At 64.6% G+C, this 17761-nt stretch carries 20 protein-coding genes; 13 read left to right on the forward strand and 7 right to left on the reverse strand.

Annotated elements, in window-relative coordinates; all coding sequences use genetic code 11:
- Positions 1-64: 64 nt before the first annotated feature.
- Positions 65-982: a transcriptional regulator GcvA gene (gcvA, locus tag IFU31_RS03070; protein ID WP_192054302.1), complete on the forward strand. Its 918-nt coding sequence runs from the start codon at positions 65-67 to the stop codon at positions 980-982.
- 68 nt (positions 983-1050) lie between these two features.
- Complete coding sequence (locus IFU31_RS03075; protein ID WP_192102255.1) at positions 1051-1878, forward strand: EamA family transporter; 828 nt, start codon at positions 1051-1053, stop codon at positions 1876-1878.
- Here the strand turns inward: IFU31_RS03075 and IFU31_RS03080 are convergent.
- The gene (locus IFU31_RS03080; RefSeq protein ID WP_192102256.1) at positions 1868-2806 is read right to left on the reverse strand and encodes a LysR family transcriptional regulator; all 939 of its coding nucleotides are present in this window, start codon (positions 2804-2806) and stop codon (positions 1868-1870) included. The two genes, IFU31_RS03075 and IFU31_RS03080, sit on opposite strands and share 11 nt — an antisense overlap.
- Before the next feature lie 142 nt (positions 2807-2948).
- On the opposite strand from IFU31_RS03080, the gene IFU31_RS03085 reads away from it, so the two are divergent.
- Both IFU31_RS03085 and IFU31_RS03090 read left to right on the forward strand, forming a co-directional pair.
- Positions 2949-3347, forward strand: coding sequence for a RidA family protein (locus IFU31_RS03085; protein ID WP_192102257.1), 399 nt, complete (start codon positions 2949-2951; stop codon positions 3345-3347).
- Positions 3348-3504: 157 nt separating this feature from the next.
- Entirely contained in the window at positions 3505-4386 is an 882-nt protein-coding gene (locus tag IFU31_RS03090) for a serine hydrolase domain-containing protein (RefSeq protein ID WP_192102258.1), read from the forward strand.
- A 37-nt stretch (positions 4387-4423) separates the two neighbouring features.
- On the opposite strand, the gene IFU31_RS03095 is transcribed toward IFU31_RS03090, so the two are convergent.
- The 4 genes from IFU31_RS03095 to IFU31_RS03110 form a co-directional block, all read right to left on the reverse strand.
- Complete coding sequence (locus IFU31_RS03095) at positions 4424-5932, reverse strand: tripartite tricarboxylate transporter permease (protein WP_192102259.1); 1509 nt, start codon at positions 5930-5932, stop codon at positions 4424-4426.
- Positions 5932-6393, reverse strand: a complete 462-nt coding sequence (locus IFU31_RS03100) for a tripartite tricarboxylate transporter TctB family protein (RefSeq protein ID WP_185793630.1) — start codon at positions 6391-6393, stop codon at positions 5932-5934. The genes IFU31_RS03095 and IFU31_RS03100 overlap by 1 nt, the downstream gene beginning before the upstream one ends.
- A complete protein-coding gene (locus IFU31_RS03105; protein WP_192047365.1) occupies positions 6381-7334 on the reverse strand; it encodes a tripartite tricarboxylate transporter substrate binding protein in 954 nt (317 codons plus the stop codon). Before IFU31_RS03105 ends, IFU31_RS03100 begins: the two co-directional genes overlap by 13 nt.
- 174 nt (positions 7335-7508) lie before the next feature.
- On the reverse strand, positions 7509-8192 hold the full coding sequence (locus tag IFU31_RS03110; protein WP_185793632.1) for an RraA family protein: 684 nt from the start codon (positions 8190-8192) through the stop codon (positions 7509-7511).
- Positions 8193-8428: 236 nt separating this feature from the next.
- Between IFU31_RS03110 and IFU31_RS03115 the strand changes: the two genes are divergently transcribed.
- Entirely contained in the window at positions 8429-9406 is a 978-nt protein-coding gene (locus IFU31_RS03115; RefSeq protein ID WP_192102260.1) for a hydroxyacid dehydrogenase, read from the forward strand.
- A 44-nt stretch (positions 9407-9450) separates the two neighbouring features.
- Here IFU31_RS03115 and IFU31_RS03120 read toward each other — a convergent pair whose 3' ends face one another.
- Positions 9451-10182, reverse strand: a complete 732-nt coding sequence (locus IFU31_RS03120) for an IclR family transcriptional regulator (protein ID WP_192102261.1) — start codon at positions 10180-10182, stop codon at positions 9451-9453.
- A 249-nt stretch (positions 10183-10431) separates the two neighbouring features.
- Between IFU31_RS03120 and IFU31_RS03125 the strand changes: the two genes are divergently transcribed.
- From IFU31_RS03125 to IFU31_RS03155, 7 genes are all read left to right on the forward strand, one after another.
- Entirely contained in the window at positions 10432-10596 is a 165-nt protein-coding gene (locus tag IFU31_RS03125; protein WP_167335519.1) for a hypothetical protein, read from the forward strand.
- Between the two features lie 58 nt (positions 10597-10654).
- On the forward strand, positions 10655-11557 hold the full coding sequence (locus tag IFU31_RS03130) for a SctD/MshK family protein (protein ID WP_192102262.1): 903 nt from the start codon (positions 10655-10657) through the stop codon (positions 11555-11557).
- Between the two features lie 28 nt (positions 11558-11585).
- Positions 11586-11963 carry a hypothetical protein gene (locus IFU31_RS03135; protein ID WP_192102263.1) on the forward strand — a complete coding sequence of 126 codons (378 nt, stop codon included), beginning with the start codon at positions 11586-11588 and terminating at the stop codon, positions 11961-11963.
- Positions 11953-12345 (forward strand): tetratricopeptide repeat protein, encoded by a 393-nt coding sequence (locus IFU31_RS03140; RefSeq protein ID WP_244652060.1) that lies wholly within the window; start codon positions 11953-11955, stop codon positions 12343-12345. Before IFU31_RS03135 ends, IFU31_RS03140 begins: the two co-directional genes overlap by 11 nt.
- Entirely contained in the window at positions 12342-14477 is a 2136-nt protein-coding gene (gene sctV, locus IFU31_RS03145; RefSeq protein WP_192102264.1) for a type III secretion system export apparatus subunit SctV, read from the forward strand. The genes IFU31_RS03140 and sctV overlap by 4 nt, the downstream gene beginning before the upstream one ends.
- A 101-nt stretch (positions 14478-14578) precedes the next feature.
- The gene (locus IFU31_RS03150; RefSeq protein ID WP_192102295.1) at positions 14579-15823 is read left to right on the forward strand and encodes a type II and III secretion system protein family protein; all 1245 of its coding nucleotides are present in this window, start codon (positions 14579-14581) and stop codon (positions 15821-15823) included.
- Positions 15824-15950: 127 nt separating this feature from the next.
- The gene (locus IFU31_RS03155; protein ID WP_192054282.1) at positions 15951-16250 is read left to right on the forward strand and encodes a hypothetical protein; all 300 of its coding nucleotides are present in this window, start codon (positions 15951-15953) and stop codon (positions 16248-16250) included.
- 3 nt (positions 16251-16253) lie between these two features.
- Here IFU31_RS03155 and IFU31_RS03160 read toward each other — a convergent pair whose 3' ends face one another.
- Positions 16254-17054 carry a tetratricopeptide repeat protein gene (locus tag IFU31_RS03160; protein ID WP_192102265.1) on the reverse strand — a complete coding sequence of 267 codons (801 nt, stop codon included), beginning with the start codon at positions 17052-17054 and terminating at the stop codon, positions 16254-16256.
- A gap of 189 nt (positions 17055-17243) precedes the next feature.
- Here IFU31_RS03160 and IFU31_RS03165 point away from each other — a divergent pair.
- Positions 17244-17761 (forward strand): hypothetical protein (locus tag IFU31_RS03165; RefSeq protein WP_192102266.1); only part of this gene is annotated, 518 nt, incomplete at its 3' end.

Raw genomic sequence — 17761 nt, forward strand, 5'->3', positions numbered from 1 at the left:
CGCCAGACACCTATCATGAGTATTCACTCATATTGCCCGCTTGTTCATCAGCCATGAGCCCGCCATGAAAGACCTGCCACCAACCGCCAGCCTGCGCGCCTTCGAAGTGGCAACGCGGCATGCCACCTTCACCTCGGCCTCCGAAGAACTGCATGTAACCCAAAGCGCCGTCAGCCATCAGCTCAGGCACTTGGAGGATCTGTGGGGGTTGAAGCTGTTCGAACGGGGCAAGTCGCTCACCCTGACACCCGCCGGAGCGGCTCTGGCTCCCATCGTCCGTGGTTTTTTCGCGGACCTGGAGGCGATGCTCGCCGAACTGAGGGAGCATAAGGGAAGAGTTCGGCTCAAGGTCAGTACCACCTACTCTTACGCACTGAAGTGGCTGCTGCCGCGATTGCCGAGTCTGGCCCAGCAGCACCCGGACATATTGGTGACGCTGGACACCACCGATACGGCAATCAAGTTCTCCGGCACCGACCCTGACGTTGCGATCCGCCTGGGCACCGGTAACTACCCCGGCCTTTATTCCGAGTTTCTGTTCCGTGAACATATCTTCCCCGTCGCCAGCCCTGCCTTGCTCGCGCGCTTCGGGCTGCCGCAGCACCCTGGCGAGCTGCTGCGCTACCCGCTGCTGACCCGTGACGGAAACGATCTGGTACCACGGTGGGAAGTGTGGTTCCAGCACGTCGGCCTGAGCATTTCCACGCTCAAGGAAAATGTCCGGTTCGCAGACACCAACATGACCGTTGACGCTGCCCTGCTGGGACAAGGCATTGCTCTGGTTCGCAGCGGCCACGTCGAGTCACAAATCGCCGATGGCAGCCTCGTCAGGCTCTTCGAGGTGCCATTCCCCTCGCCAGTGGCGTACTACTTCGTCTGCCCGAAAGGTATCGAAACCCAACCCCACGTAGTTTCATTCCGGAAGTGGTTGAGCGAACAGTCAACGCAAGCACAACTGGCCTACGATCGTGATGTCCCATGAGGTTTTGCTCATGACGCAATGAGCAGACTTCTCTGTTACATCCACTGATGGGCGGCCTAACATGGCGCATGCCTATCTCCATCATCTCCCTCGTATTGTTTGCCGCCCTGCTGCATGCCGGCTGGAACGCGCTGTTGCGCGGCGGCCAAGACCGCCTGTGGTCCATGACCGTCATGTGCCTGGCCGTGGCGGTCACCTGCATCACCCTGGCTTTGTTCATGGTCGCGCCAGCCCAGGCGAGTTGGCCGTATGCGGTGCTGTCGGGTGTGCTGCACGTTGGCTACAACCTGTTCCTGGTGCGCAGCTACCGGGCGGGCGATCTTGGCCAGACCTATCCGGTAGCACGCGGCTCGTCGCCGATTCTGATCACCCTTGGCGCAGCCCTGTTCGCCGGGGAACAGATCCAGGCCAGTGCCCTGTTGGGCATTTTTCTGGTCTCGGGCGGGATCATCCTACTGGCGTTCAGCAAGGGCAAACTCGCTGTGCCTAGCCTGCCCTACGCCTTGGGCACAGGCGCCTTCATCGCGGCCTACAGCGTCACCGATGGCATCGGCGCGCGCCTGTCCGGCGCGCCCATGGCCTATACCGTCTGGATGTGCGCGCTGTGGGGTGTGCTGATGCCAGCGGTGTACATCGCACGTCGTGGCGCGCGCAGCCTTTTCGCCTGGCGCTCTGGAATGGCAACTGCAGCCGCCGGTGGGCTGGTCTCGCTGCTGGCCTACGGTATCGTGATTTATGCCATGACCGACGCTCCGATGGGCATGGTCTCGGCGCTGCGTGAAACCAGCGTGCTGTTTGCAGCCTTGATCGGTTATTTTTTCCTCGGTGAAAGCCTTACCGTGCGCAAGGTGCTGGCCTGTACGGTGATCGCGGTGGGTACGGTGATCATCGGCTGAGCGCGCTCGCCTGGGGCACGGGCGCAGGCCCCTCGAACGGCAACAACTCCACCACCCAATCGATGAATACCCGCAACTTTAAACTGATGTGCCGGTTGGGTGGATAGGCGATGTACATCGGCATGGTGTCCAGCTGCCACTCCTGAAACAGAGGCACGAGCTCGCCGCGGGCCAGCGGCGCCCTGGCCATGTATTCCGGTAGCCACAGCACACCCATGCCAGCCAGACCGGCTGCCAGGTAGGCGTTGCCGTCGTCGACCGAAAGCACCGGCTGGCCACGTACAGTGACGCTTTGATTGTCGCGGCGCAGCGTGTAGGCCAACGCCCGGCCCGTGCGCGCCCAGAGGAAGCCGATCACGCGGTGCTGCGTGGCGTCGAGCTCGCTGGGATGTTGCGGCGTGCCGAGTCGCTGCAGGTAGCCGGGTGAGGCATAGACCCCCAACTGCAGGTCGCCCAAGCGACGCGCCATCAGCGATTGATCGGTCAGTTCACCGCCACGCACAACGCAGTCGACATTCTCGCCGATGATATCGACCATGCGGTCGCTGACGCCCATGTCGATCTGGATATCCGGATAGCGCCGATGAAAGTCGGGCATGGCCGGCATCAGCACATGGCTGGCGAACGGGCTCGGTACGTCTACCCGCAGCCTGCCGCGCGGCGCGATCGCGGCGCTGGAAAGGCCGGTTTCGGCATCGTCCAGATCGGCCAGCAGGCGTATCGCTCGCTCGTAGTAGACGGCACCGTCGGCGGTGACGTTGACCCTGCGCGTGGTGCGGTTCAGCAGCTTCACCCTCAGGCGCGCTTCGAGGTGCTGCACCAACTGGGTCACGGTGGTCTTGCTCATGTGCAAGGTCTGCGCCGCGCGGGTGAAGCTACCCGTCTCCACCACTCGCGCGAAGGCCTGCATGGCATCGAAACGGTCCATCGTCACCTCGTCTTGACTGGCCATTGTTTGGAAAACCCAAACAGTCCTGGTCAGACTTGCCCGTTTATGCAGCCCTGGCAAGCCTCTACTGTGGCTGCACGATAGATGACGGGTCACCCGGCCCGCCCCAGGAGGCAATCCCATGACCCAGCGTGACGTCGTTTTTCCAGCCGGCCGCCAGGCGCTTTATGAGCGCAACCGCTACTCCCCCGCCGTTCGCAGCAATGGCCTGCTGTTCGTGTCTGGCCAGGTCGGCAGCCGCGAGGACGGCTCGCCCGAGCCCGACCTGCGCGACCAGGTGCGCCTGGCATTCAAAAATCTCAACGCCGTGCTGCTGGCAGCCGACTGCACATTCGATGACGTGGTGGACGTCACGGTGTTCATCGTCGATCCGCAGTCCCGATTCGAGACCATCTGGGAAGTGGTGCCCGAATACTGGGGACAAGCCCCCTTCCCCAACATCACCTGCGTGGGCGTTACCTGGTTGTATGGGTTCGATTTCGAGATCAAGGTGATAGCGAAGCTGCCGCCGCAAAGCTAAGTCGCTCGAAAACTCCACACGATTTCCACGACATGCTCGCAGATGACCAGACAGTTCAGGCACAGTGCGCTCGGGTCTGGTCTACCATGGGACGGGCGAACACAATGCGCCAGTCGCGAAGCCTGCATCCGCCCACTCATTCGCCCAAGAGCCCAGCATGCTGATTTCCGCAGTCCTCAACGGCCAGCCCTTGCTGCTGGCAGAGCACCCCGAGCCGATGCTGCCGTGGTGGAGCTTCACCAAAACGGTGCTTGCCGCCACCGCGCTGACCCTGGTCCGTGACGGGAGGCTGGACCTGGACGAGCCGTTGACGGGCCACGACTACACGTTGCGCCAGTTGCTGCGCCATGAGGCGGGATTGGCGGACTATGCCGAGCTGGCCGAATACCATACCGCCGTCGCCAACCATGAGCCGGCCTGGTCGGCGCAAGAGATGCTGCAGCGCTTGCAGGCCGATCGGCTTCGCTACAGCCCTGGCGCAGGCTGGCATTATTCCAACGTCGGCTACCTGCTGGTGGCCAGGCTGATCGAACGCACCACCGACCTGCCGCTGGCCGAAGCAGTGCACACGCGCGTGCTGTTGCCATTGGGCATCGCCAACGTGCGTTTCGCCATCGATCGCGCCGATCTGCAGCAAGCCTGCACCGGCCTCGCCACGTACGACCCAGGTTGGGTGTATCACGGCTTGCTGATCGGCCCGCTGTCACAGGCCGTGCTGCTGCTTGACCGTCTGTTCAGCGAACACCTGCTGCCTGGCGACTTGCTGCAGGCGATGCAGGAAACGCACACCTTGGGCGGCCCGATTGCCGGCAGACCCTGGCGGGCACCGGGCTATGCATTGGGGCTGATGCGCAGTCCGGTGGACGGCGGTGTGGTGTTGGCAGGGCATACCGGGTCCGGGCCCGGCAGCGTCGTCGCGGTGTACCGAGGCTGCCTGGGTGACGTCTGCGCCAGTTATGCAGCGTTCGCCCAGGACACCAGCGAAGGCGCTGTCGAGGCCTGCGTCGTCGAGCACATCTGCCGCCATCTCAACGGCTGAAGCGTGCTCGGTCGACGCTCGGCGGCCCCTCAGCGCTTCAGACCTCTTCGTCCTGAAAGGCCTCTTCGCGCTTCTTGCGAAACGCTGGCAGCACCATCATCACCAACAGAATGGCCGACGCGGCGAAGAGCACGGCACTGATGGGGCGCTCGATCAACACGACAGGGTCACCCTGAGAGATCAACAGCGCGCGGCGCAGGTTGGTCTCCAGCAACGGCCCCAGTACGAAGCCGAGCAACAGCGGCCCGGGCTCGCACTTGGCCTTGCGAAACAGATACCCCAGCAGACCGAAGATGATCACCAGGGCCACGTCGAAACCGCGGTTGTTCACGCTGTACACGCCGACGCAGCAGAACAGCAGGATGGCCGGAAACAACAGACGGTACGGTACCCGCAGCAAACGCACCCAAAGGCCGATCAATGGCAGGTTGATGACCAACAGCATGACGTTGCCGATCCACATGCTCGCGATCAGCCCCCAGAACAGCGCCGGTTGGTTGGTGATGACCGACGGGCCGGGGGTGATGCCGTGGATCATCATGGCCCCGAGCATCATTGCCATGATCGAGTTGGACGGAATGCCCAGGGTCAGCAGCGGAATGAACGAAGACTGCGCGCCGGCGTTGTTGGCGGCTTCCGGTGCAGCCACCCCTTCGACCAGGCCTGTGCCGAACTTCTCCGGGGTCTTCGACATCTTCTTTTCCAGGGAATAGGCACTGAAGGCGCTCAACGTTGCACCGCCGCCCGGCAGTACACCGAGAAACGTCCCCAGCGCCGTGCCCCGCAACGTGGCCGGCCAGGCCCGGCGGAAATCCTCACGGGTGGGCCACAGGCGCGTGATCTTGCCGGCCAGTGAGGTCTTGGCCTCGCCGGACTCCAGGTTGACTGCGATCTCGGCGATGCCGAACAGGCCGACCGCGATAACCACGAAATCGATACCGTCGTACAGGTCGGTGCTGCCGAACGTCAGCCGGGTCGAACCGCTGCTCACGTCGATGCCGATCATGCCCAGCAGCAGGCCGATGCAGACCATGCCGACGGCCTTGATCACCGAGCCGCTGGCCAGGATGGTCGCAGCCAATAACCCGAACACGGTCAACGCTACATATTCGGCAGGGCCGAACGACAGCGCGAACTTCGACAGCAGCGGCCCTGCAACGGCCAGGGCCACGGTCGCCACGGTCCCGGCGAAGAACGACGCCAGCGCTGCGGTGGCCAGTGCCGCGCCAGCCCTTCCCTGCTTGGCCATGGCATGGCCGTCCAGCGCCGTGACGACCGCCGAGGCTTCACCCGGCAAGTTGACCAGAATGGCTGTGGTCGATCCCCCGTATTGAGCGCCGTAGAAAATCCCTGCCAGCATGATCAGCGCGGCCAGCGGCGGCAGGAAGTAGGTGATCGGCAGCAGGATCGCCACGGTCGCCGTCGGGCCGATGCCCGGCAGGACGCCGATCAAGGTACCGAGCAGCGCACCGATCAGGCAGAACGCCAGGTTGGTCGGGCTCAACGCTTCGGAAAAGCCCAGGTACAGCGCGTCGAACATGTCCATCAGAAGGGCCCCACCGGCATTTGGACGTCGAGTCCGTAGATGAATACGAGCAGCCCGAACAGGGTCAGCACGGTACTGGAGATGAGCACCTCGCGGACCCGCCACGCTTTGTCGGCCATGCTGCCGAAGATGATCAACCCTGCCGCGGCGATGACGAACCCGGCCAGCTCGGCGGCCAGGGCGAACCCGCCCACCGCTGCCAGCAGGATCAACAGCGGTCGCAGCTTGACCGGGTCGATCGACTCCACCTGTTTGAACAATCCCATGAGCCCCACGACCAAGCCGAGGATGATGATCAGCGAGCCGATCATCAGCGGCATGAACCCGGGCCCCATCATGGCAGCGCTGCCGGCCGGCAGGTCGCGCGTGGACCACAGCACCAGCCCGCCGAGGCCGATGAAGATCGCGCTGGCCAGCAGATCGGGGCGGTTGCCCCGTGCGGTCAAGCTCATTTCACCCATGGCGACGCGCTCCAGAGCTGCTGGAAACGCTCCGTCTGCGCAGGCATCTGGGCCGCCCAGTCCTCACCGGACAGGTAGGCGATCGGCAACGACAAGTCCTTGGCCTGCTTGAGAAAGGCCGGATCCTCAAGCACCTCCTTGACGGCCACGGACATGCGCGCGGCGATCTCCACCGGGACTTTGGCAGGCGCGGCAATGCCGCGTTCCGAGGTCATCACCAGGTCGACGCCCTGCTCCCTGGCCGTGGGCAGGTCGGGTTCCTGGGGCATGCGTTCGGCGGAAAACTGCGCCAGCACGCGGTACTTGGTGTCATCGCTCAGCTCGCTGATGTTCTGGCCGGCCGCGCTGATGTGTCCGCCCATCAAGGCGGTGCTGGACTCCGATGCGCCACCGAAGGGAACGTGGGTCAGCTCGATGCCTGCGAGCTGGTCCAGTTGCACCATCATCAGGTGATCGTCGGTGCCCACGCCGGAGGTACCTACCGACAGCTTGCCGGGTGCAGCCTTGGCAGCCTGGATGAAATCGTTGAGGGTTTTGTAGGGCGAATCGTTGGGCACGGCGAGCACGGTGGGGTCGTCGACGATACGTGCCACCGGGCGAATGGAGTCGGCCGCATAGCCCACCTTGCGCTGCACTCGGGTGCTGAGAAAACCGGGGGTGTTGATGAACGCGAAGGTGTAGCCATCGGGCCGTGCCTTGCTCAATGCGGTGTAGGCGATTTCGCCAGCGGCACCGGGCCGATTGACGATGACGACTTTCGCCCCGAGACGTTTTTCCAGGTACGGCTGCATGGTGCGCGCCATCACGTCGGTGCTGCCACCGGGCGCATAGGCCACGAGAAATTCGATTGGACGGTCTTCCGGCCAGGCCGCGTGAGCACTGAACGAGCTCAGGGCCAAACCCACGAGCGTTGCGGACAAAACGGATTTGCAGTGATTCATGAAGTGTTCCTCTGTTGTTTTTATGTGAGGCAACAAGCGTGTTCGGGGCGTATCTGTCAGCTTTTTCGGATGATGCACGTAGGCAGGGTTTCGAATCTAGCAGAATAGAACGCCATTTTAAAAGCGATTAATGACTGGCGGACAGCCAGTGCTTCACGCAGGTGAACGCATGCATCATGCCTGACCCGGCAGCACGCAACCCTTGGCCTTGAGCGCCGCGATCACCCACGTGCGGTCATTGCTGCCCTGCGCGATCTGCTCCATCTGCTTGTGCTCGGCGGCGTACTTGGCAGCCGCCCGCGCGTACACCTGCTCGACATGCTCGAAGGGCACACACAGCAAGCCGTCCTCATCGCCGATCACCAGATCGCCGGGCTCCACCACCATGCCGTCGATGGCGATCGGAACGTTGACCTCACCGGGGCCATCCTTGTACGGCCCGCGGTGGGACACTCCGGCGGCGAATAGTGGAAAGTCGCCTGAGGCGATGTTGGCGGCATCACGAATGGCGCCATTGATGACGATCCCCGCCACGCCGCGCTTGATGGCGTAGGCGACCATCATTTCGCCGATCAGCGCATTGGTCAGGTCGCCACCGGCGTCGACCACGATCACGTCGCCCGGCTCGGCGATGTCCAGTGCGTAGTGCAGCATCAGGTTATCGCCAGGCCGCGCCTTGACCGTCAGCGCCGGTCCGGCCAGCACGCCTTGACGGTGCATGGGCCGCAGGCGGGCGCCAGCGGCGGTCATGCGATTCATCGAATCACTGACGTTGGCCACGGGAAGCTCACGGAAGCGCTCGACCCATTGCGGGCTCACGCGGCGTGAACGTTGCACAACCTGAAAACCGATGCTCATGTGACATACCTCTGCTTGGTGTTATTCGATGTCATGGATAGGTAGCGTTTTTTAGAATTGCATTTCATAAATGCCAAATCAACACCCAATCCAATCTATCCTGCAGAGGAGCAAGACTTTATTTTCAGAATTATCGTAACGTCGTTTCATTATGATAGATTCGAGTGCCCGTCGAGACCTGGTCGCACACCGCGTCCCGGCTGGAACCACTCACACATAAAAACAAGGTATTCACGATGCCCCACACCGTCTTGCTGACCGGTCCCGAACTTGCCCCCGAGGCCATGCGCCTGGCCGCCGCCGAGGGCCTCAGGATCATCGCCACCACGCCCTATCTGCCCGAGACCGAGCTGTTGGCGACCATCGCGAGCGAACAACCCGACGCAATCATCGTCCGCCAGGGCCAACTGACTCGGGCAATGATCGACGCTGCGCCCTCGCTGAAAATCATCGCCAAGCACGGCGTGGGCTATAACACCATCGACATCCAGGCGGCCGCCGAGCGAGGCATTCCCGTCACCATTGCCGCAGGGGCCAACGCGCAGTCGGTGGCCGAACATGCATTTGCCCTGATGTTCAGCGTCGCGCGGCAGACCGCCCGGCTGGACGCACGCCTGCGCGCCGGCCATTGGGACAAGTCATCGGCCAACGGCATCGAATTGTTCGGCAAAACCCTGGGGCTGATCGGCCTGGGCGCTATCGGCAGCATCCTGATGGACCTGGTGGCGCCGCTACGGATGCGCGTCAAGGTCTACGACCCCTACCTGCGCGAGCTGCCGCAGCGGACCCATGTCGAGCGCGAAGAAAACCTCGACCAGCTGTTGGCCGACAGCGATGTGATCAGCCTTCATTGCCCGCTTACCGACAGCAACCACCACCTGATCGGTGCGGTGCAACTGGGGCGCATGCGCCCGGGCAGCGTGCTGATCAACACCGCGCGCGGCGAGCTGGTGGATACCCAGGCGTTGGTGGAGGCATTGAAACAAGGGCAGATCGCCGGTGCCGGGCTGGACACGTTCAGCCCCGAGCCGCCGCCTGCGGACAGCGCGCTATGGGACCTGCCGACGCTGGTCGCCACGCCCCACGTCGGCGCCAACACCAGCGAAGCACGCGACCGGGTGGGCCTGGTGGCGCTGCAGCAGATTCTGGCCGTCTGGAACGGTGCGCAGCTGGACCCACGCTGCGTGGTCAACCGCCACCTGCTGGGCCATTGATCGTCGTCGGGCGCTGCCGATGAAGGGCGGCCCTGCGGGGAACGCTATTGAACGGCGGTTGGCTCAGCGCTGGATGCCTGCTCGTCCGCCGGCTTGAAACCCAGGCTGCGCATGAGGTCGCGCGCGGTGTCGAACAGCAGCGCCCAGTGGCTTTCAGCCGCTTCTTCGGTCAGGCGGCTGGCAGGTCCGGAGATCACCAGCGCGCCCATCAGCTCGCGCTGCGCGCCATACACCGGCAAGGCAATCGACGCGGCGTGTGGGTCGGTAGCGCCTTTGGAGAAATAGGGTTTGTCCAGCGACGTGCCGATCTGTACCGGCACGCGCAATGCCTGTGCTCCCGCCGCTTCGTCCATCGGGCGCATGTCGCCGGGCTGCAGGTTGAGCCTGAGCCGATGCGCCGAGTTCACCCGGAACTGGCACATTCGGTAGGCGCCGTGGCGCACGTAGAACGAGGCGGTCTCGCCGGTTTGTTCAGCCAACAGGTGCAGCCGGGGCATCACGTGGCGCTCCAGGTCCAGCGCCTCTTGATACACCGCGTTCAGCCGCATGACTTCGCTGGCGAGCTGATAGCGTCCGTCGGCCATGCGGGTGATGTAGCCATGGTCTTCCAGCGAAACCATCAGCCGCATGATGGTGCTTTTGATCAGCCCGGTACGGTTCACCAACTCGACCAGACTCAGCGCCGTGTCGCCGATGGCGAACGCGGAAAGCACCGTGAGCACCCGATCGGCCGAAGCGACTCCATTTACCGCCGGACGCGGGCGCGCTTTTACCATCAGACAATCCTCAGTGGCGATCCCCCGACCAAGCTGGCGGGGCTGCGCGTCATTATCCGACAACCACCGTATGGCGGCTACAACTGAGCGCTGCGCATTTCGCCGCTGACACAATTCCTTAACCGCCTTGCCTGTAGGGTACCCCTGCAGCCACCGGGACTCACCTCAAGGTGGCTGTGGTGACATGCCGTCTGCATCTGTGCAGTAGCAGCGAATCAGACATTAATCCCCTCAACAAGGAGAGACACCATGAGCACCACTACCCCAGCAGCAAGCACCAGCAGCGCCGACGCAGCGATCGAGAAAATGACCGCTGCCTTCGACTCGGCCATCGAGAAATCGGCCAAGGTGACTGAGATCACCACCGAGAAGAAGTCCGAGCTCGACGCCGCCAAGCAGCGTCCGCAGAACTGATTCGCTGGCGGGTGGCGTGCTGCGCCACCCGCCCGTTCTTGTCGACGCCGAGTGATGAATGCCTGTGATTGCTGCACACCGCTCCCTGCCACTGACTGCCCACCCCCTTCTTCCCGAGCTCAACGTGCTGAGCGGCCCCCATGCCGGTGCGGTCGTTGCGCTCGAAAGCAGTGTCTGTCGCATCGGCGCCCATGAAGACTGCGACATCGTCCTGCGCGACCCCCAGATCCATGCAACCCATCTCACCGTGCACGTACACCGGCGCTTCCTGGCGATCGAGGCCACCGGCGGCGATGTCATGGTTGGCGAGGTGCGCGTTGCCCAGGGACACGGCTACCGCTGCAGCCTGCCGGTGCAACTGAGCGTTGGCCACACCGCCCTGCGCCTCTCGCATCCACCCGGCAGCGAACCACCGCGCTCGGCAGCAACCGCTCGCTGGGCGCTGCTCGCCATGGCGTGCCTGCTGATCGTTGTCGGCTACCTGTGGCGGCCATGGACCGAAGCAGCCCCAGCGCTGGCCATCGACGGCGCTGCGCCGACTGCCGAAGCCCGGCCTGCAATCGCCAGCGCACAGCCTCAGGCACTGGCTGCGCTGCGCGAGCGTCTGGATCAAGCCGGCCTGCAACCGTTATCCATCGACACCCAGGGCAACACGCTGCGGGTCAGTGGCCTGGTCGACAGTGATCAGCGCACCCGCTGGATCGAGGTACAGAGTTGGTATGACCGGACCTGGGGCAATGCGCCGGTGCTGCGCAACGACGTGCTGCCAGCACCGCCGCTGGTGCCGCCGCGGGTGCATTTCCAGGCGGTCTGGCTGGGCCCGCAACCCTATGTGCTAGGCGAGCGCGGCGAACGCCTCTACCCCGGTGCGGCGCTGGCCGATGGCTGGGTTCTGCAGCGTATCGAACACGATCGGCTGATTCTTGCCCGCCAGGGCAAGGAATTCGAGTTGACCCTATGAATCTGCGGGCCAGGCGGGAGCCAGCGGCATGAAAGTCGAGGCGCGCAAAGGGCCCGAGCCCACGGCCGGCAGCCTGCGCAGCGAGCCGGTGCAACCAGCCGCCGCCAGTGCCGCGACGGCTACCCGCGAGGCCTTCGAGAAAGCCATTCGCAACCGGCGTGCCGATATCGGCAAGTCGCTGCGCGGACGGCTCGAGCAGCTGACTCAGGTTCAGGTTCAGGACCCGACGATATTCAGCCCGCACCGCACCGCGCAGATTCTCCAGCACCTGATCGATGTCATCGTGCCGCACTTGGGCGCTGATGCGGAAACCGAAGCGGTGGCGCTGGCGTTGCTGCACGAAGAGATGCAACTGCAGCGCGACACCGAGGCTCACCTGGAAGCCGGCGCTGACCATGACGGCTGACCGCGAACTGCCAGGCGAGATGGACATGATCCCCGCGGCGCCGTCGCCGCGTGACTGCGCCCAGTGGCTGCACAGCCGCGGGCAGTCGTATGCACGCAGCGGCCAGGAGCGACGTGGCCTGACCTACCTGTTGATGGCCTATCGCATCTGCCCGGACGACATCCATATCCTGCGCAGCCTGATCGCCTTGTTCACTCAATCGGGTGACGGACGCCGGGCGCTCAATGCGCTCGACTACCTGATCGGCCTGGAAGGCGAGCACCCGTGCCATGCGCTGCTGCGCAGCCGCGCCCTTTGGGTCAGCGGCGATCATGCCGGCGCACGCGAGTGTTTTTCCCGTCACCTGCTGGGGCCTGCCCCGCCAAGGACTTCGAACCCATGAACCTCGCCCCACTCAACCGCCTGGCGCTGTTGGCATCGCAGCGCAGTGACGTGGTCATTGCCGCCTTCATGATGCTGGCCGTGGTGATGATGATCATTCCGTTGCCGACGATCATGGTCGACGCGCTGATTGCGGTGAACATCGCCTTCAGCCTGCTGGTGCTGGTAGTGGCGTTCTACGTTTCGCGTTCGGTGGATTTTTCCGCCTTGCCGCCGATCATCTTGCTCAGCACCCTGTTGCGCCTGTCGCTGTCGATCACCACAACGCGCTTGATCCTGTTGCAGGGCGACGCCGGCGAGATCGTCGCGGCCTTTGGCGAGTTCGTGATTGCCGGAGAGGTGGTGATCGGCCTGGTGGTGTTCCTGATCATTACCGTGGCCCAGTTTCTGGTGATCACCAAGGGCGCCGAGCGGGTCGCCGAGGTGGCCGCACGCTTCACCCTGGACGCCATGCCCGGCAAGCAGATGAGCATCGACAATGATCTGCGCAACGGCGATATAGAGCCGGCGCAGGCCAAGCAGCGGCGCTCCCTGCTGGAGCGCGAGAGTCAGCTGTACGGGGCCATGGACGGGGCCATGAAGTTCGTCAAGGGTGACGCAATCGCCAGCCTGGTGATCCTGTTCGTCAATCTGCTCGGCGGCATGGCCATCGGCATGGCCAAACGCGGGCTTTCGTTCAGCGAAGCCAGCCATACCTATTCGCTGTTGACCGTCGGCGATGGTTTGATCGCGCAGATCCCGGCACTGCTGATCGCGGTCGCCGCCGGCATCGTGGTGACCCGCGTTGCCAGCGATGACGACCAGGACCTGGGCAGCGAGATCATCGGCCAGCTGGGCTCTAACCAACGCGCGTTGACCCTGACCGCCGTTATCCTGCTGGCAGTGGCGTTCATTCCCGGTTTCCCTGCGTTGGTCTTCGTGTTCATCTCGGCGATTCTGGGTGCCGCCGCTTGGGCCTTGCACCGGCGCCAGGCGCGCCATGCCCTGACCCAGAGCGTGCCCGCCACGGCAATCGATCAGTCAGGTGCAGCCGGTGCAACCGCTTCGGTGGAGCGCTTGCCGGAGCCGGTGGAGCCCGAGCGGCGCATCATGCTGCAGGTCGGCCAGACCCTGGCCCTGCACCTTACTGCGGACGAACTGCGCGAGCATGCCGAGGACGCGCGCCAGGCGGTGATGCAGCAACTGGGCATCGAGCTGCCCGAGGTGGGAACGCGGATCGATCCCGGTATGGCCGCCGATCAGTTCGCGGTCCTGCTCGAAGGCATTCCGATCAGCGCCGGTCCGTTGCCTGCCGCCCACCTGTGGGTGCGCGACGATCCGCTGCACGTGCAGTTACTCGACGTGGAGCCGCAGTCCGCCATGGCCTTGGTGGGGCGCAGTGACACGCTGTGGGTCGACCAGGTTCACCGCGAGGCGCTGGAACAGGCCGGCATCGGCTTTCATGGGCTGGAACAGGCGCTGGGGGCGCACCTGCAGACCGTGTTGACGCGCTACGCTGCGGACTTCATCGGCATCCAGGAAACCCGCCGCCTGCTCGACCGCATCGAAGCCGACTATCCGGAGCTGGTACGCGAAGCCCTGCGGCACACTTCGCTCCAGCGTCTGGCGGACATCCTGCGCCGCCTGCTCGACGAGGGTATCGCCTTGCGCAACCTGCGTGGCCTGCTCGAGGCCTTGGTGGAGTGGGGCCCGCGCGATCTCGAACTGCATGTACTGAGCGAACACGCCCGCGGCGCGCTGGCACGCCAGATCTGTCATCGCTACGCCGACGAGCACCGGGTCATCGCTGCCTTCGTCCTCGCCCGACCTGCCGAGGACGCGATTCGCCAGGCGCTGCGGCGCACCGAAGCAAGCCGCAGCGCCGGCCTGCCGGACGCGCTCGGCCAGGCGCTGCTGGAGCAATTGCGTCAAGCGTTCAACCGCACGGACGACGACTTTCAAGTGGTGTTGATGGTGTCGGCCGATCTGCGCCGCTATCTGCGCCAGTGGCTGGTGCGCCACGACCTGGAAATCCCCGTGCTGTCCTATCAAGACCTGACCCGAGAATTCACCTTGCATACATTGCGCTCCATCGCCCTGCCCGGCAGCCCTGCGGCTGCGCTTGCTGCTCCCGATGCGGGAGTCATGGCATGAACCAGCTGTCGATGCACACCCGCCGGCTGCGTGGTCTGCTGCGCCGAGTGCCGTGCGCCGGCGCATGGCTGGCGCTTGCGCTGGCCGGGCCGGCACAGGGGATGAACTTCGATCCGACGCCCAGTGAAACGGTGCAATTGAGCGTGGGTGAGGGGCGGATCCTGCGCTTTGCCGCGCCCGTGGAATCGGTGTTCGTCGCCGACAACGCGGTCGCCGACATTCGCATCGTTTCGCCCGGCGTAGCCTATGTGTTCGGCAAGACAGACGGCCAGACCAACCTGATTGCGCTAGACGCCCAACAAGCATCACAGGGCAGCGTGGGCGTAAGCGTCCGCCCGCCGATCGGCACAGCGCTGCAGCAGCACAACCCGGACAATCAGGTGCAGGTGCGCAGCCAGGGCAAGCGCTTGCTGGCCGACGGTGCGGTGGCCGACATCGACAGCGCCATCGAACTCAACGCCTTGCTGGTCAGCAGCGCAGCGGCGGGCGTGCCGCCGATCAACGCCGCGACCTACAACGGCTCGCCCCAGGTCAATATCCGTGTGCGCTTTGCCGAGGTCTCCCGCGAGCAGTTGCTGCGCTACGGGGTCAACTGGAATGCCCTGATCAACAGCGGCTCGTTTTCCTTCGGCCTGATCACTGGCGGCCCGCTGGCCAGTTCGGCGGTGGCCGGCGCTACCAACCTGTTGTCGGCCGGGTTCAACTCCAGCAGCGCCAGCGTCGATGTACTGCTCGACGCCTTGCAGAGCAACGGCTTCCTGGAAATCCTCGCGGAGCCGAACATCACCGCGCTGAGCGGGCAGACCGCCAGCTTCCTGGCCGGTGGAGAGATTCCCGTGCCCGTCCCGGTCGGCAACCAGTTGATCGGCATCGACTACAAGTCGTTCGGCGTTTCCTTGCAGTTCACCCCGACCTTGCTGCCCAACAAACGCATCGGCCTGCAGGTCCGACCGGAAGTCAGCAGCCTGTCGACCACCAGCCAGGTACAGATCAGCGGGTTCAGCGTCCCTAGCTTCCAGGTCCGCCGGGCCGACACCCGGGTCGAAGTCGGCAGCGGGCAAACCTTCGCCATCGCCGGGCTGTTCCAGCGCAGCAGTTCGCAGGACATCGACAAGCTGCCGCTGCTGGGCGACGTACCGGTGCTGGGCAATCTGTTCAGGTCCAAACGCTTCCAGCGCAGTGAAACCGAACTGGTCATCCTGATCACCCCCTACATCGTCGAGCCGGTGGCCGATCGCAGCCTGGCCACACCGCTTGACCCTGCCAGCGACAACCCGGCCTGGCGGCTGGCGGGAGGCAACGTTGCGCTCACTGCCCACACGGAGTTCGGCTTCTATGTGGACTGAACCTGTAGGGCGTGAACCTGCGTGGGCTCATCGTCGATGGATGGCCTGCTGCAGAACATTGGCCTGTGTCGCGTCCCTGCTGATGCTTGGCGGGTGCGCCACCGAACTGGACACCGCGGACGACTCCGTGGATTACTTGCAGCTGCGCGACGATCCGTCGACGGGCGCTGCGCGCACCGTGCCGGCAGCGTGCACGGGTGCCGATAACATCGCAGGCCGCGCGCGCTTGCCGCTGGGCTGTGCCAATGCCGTAAACCTGCAGCGCATGGTGCAAGACACCCGCGACCTGCACCAGGGGCAAGCCATGGGACCGACCCTGGCGGCGCCCGTGGGTCGCGCCGCGCAACAGTACCTGCTTGGGGAAACGGCCGATCTGGAGCGCAGGCGCGAGTTGGAGCGTGAACGTCTGGCCGCACCGGCGCCCTGAGATTCAGCGAGCCTGGCGCGCGAGAATGCCGAGGGCGCGAGCGCGGTCGGCCGGATCCTGCAGCACCTTGATGGCCCGTGCCTTGCCGATCAACGCCATCCGCTCGCTTTCGCTCAGGTCGGGCAGTTCGGCAGCAATGCGCTGCTCCTGGCCGGCCAAAGTCAGCACCAGCAGTTGCTGACGCAGGTGACTGGGACGTGCCAGTGGCGAGCGGACCACCTGTGCCATGCGCTCGACGGCCTCGTTCGGCTGACTGCCAAGCGCATGAGCCAAGGCCAGGTTGGTACTGATATCCAGGTTCTGCGGGGCCAGCTCATGGGCCTGGCGCAGCGCGGCGATGCCCTGCGCCTGCCGGCCCGCGAGCATCGCGGCAGTACCCAGGCGATTGTAGGCAGTGGCCGTGCCGATCAGCGGTGCTGCCTGCGCCAGGGTGTCACTGGCGCGACTGACTTCGCCGCTCTGCAGCAACGCGGTGCCCAGGCCCAGCAGCGCCCGCGGCTCCTTGCTCTGGTTGACCAGCACGCCACGGAAAGCCCGCGCCGCGCCTTGAGGATCGCCGCTGGCCAAACGCGCTTCACCCAACTGCAACATGACCTCGGGCGCCTCCTGGGACAGTACGGCGGCACGCTCATAGAGCGCCACTGCCGAAGAAGGATCGCCGCGACGATCGACCTCGGCCGCCAGTTGCATCAATCGCGCGCCGTCATCGCTGGGCGGTGCCTGCGTGGCGCAGCCGCCCAACAGCACGCAGGCCGCCGCCAGTACCGTGATCGGCAGAGACTTTCCAGGTCTTGAAAAACCCACTACACCCCTCCCCCTGAATGCTGACAAAGGGCTGAGTGAACCCTACCCAGATGACAGTCCGGTGACAACACGCACTTGCATGGGGTGCAAGGCTTGCAGTGCGTGGCGCGTTTGCCGACCGTCACAAAAACGCAAAGTGCGCGCGGCTACACTCGGCCCGTTCAATCAATCGGCAGGAACGCACAGCGCATGAGCCAGCACGGCCCAGACATCATTGCCAGATCCAGCCAGCGCTCGCCCGGCACGCCGGGGCTGCTCAGCGTATTGGTGATCCTGGGCATGCTGGCCGGGCCCAGCGCCTGGGCCACAACCGATGCTGCGCCGGCCTGGGCTGCGCAACCCTATCCGTACCTCATCATCGACCAGGATGTACGGGGCGTGCTGCAGGAGATGGGCAGCAACCTCGGTATCGCGGTGGTCATCGCCGACGCCGTCAAGGGCAAGGTTCGCGGCAAGGTGCGTGGCGACAGCGCCGCCGATTTTCTCGCCGCGTTGAGCACCGCCAACGGGCTTGGCTGGTACTTCGATGGCAGCACGCTGTTCGTCGACAGCGCCAACGACACTGCGGCGCGCACCTTCGACACCGGCACGCTATCGGCCGCTGCGGTTCAGGACGCGCTGGCCCCGCTGCTTGCCGGAGGCCCGCGCGCCCGGCTGAGCGTCGATGCCAACGCGCGCACGGTGCGCGCGGCCGGCTCGCCAGGCTA

It is taken from the genome of Pseudomonas sp. CFBP 13602 (assembly GCF_014842725.1).
Taxonomy (GTDB): Bacteria; Pseudomonadota; Gammaproteobacteria; order Pseudomonadales; family Pseudomonadaceae; genus Aquipseudomonas; species Aquipseudomonas baltica.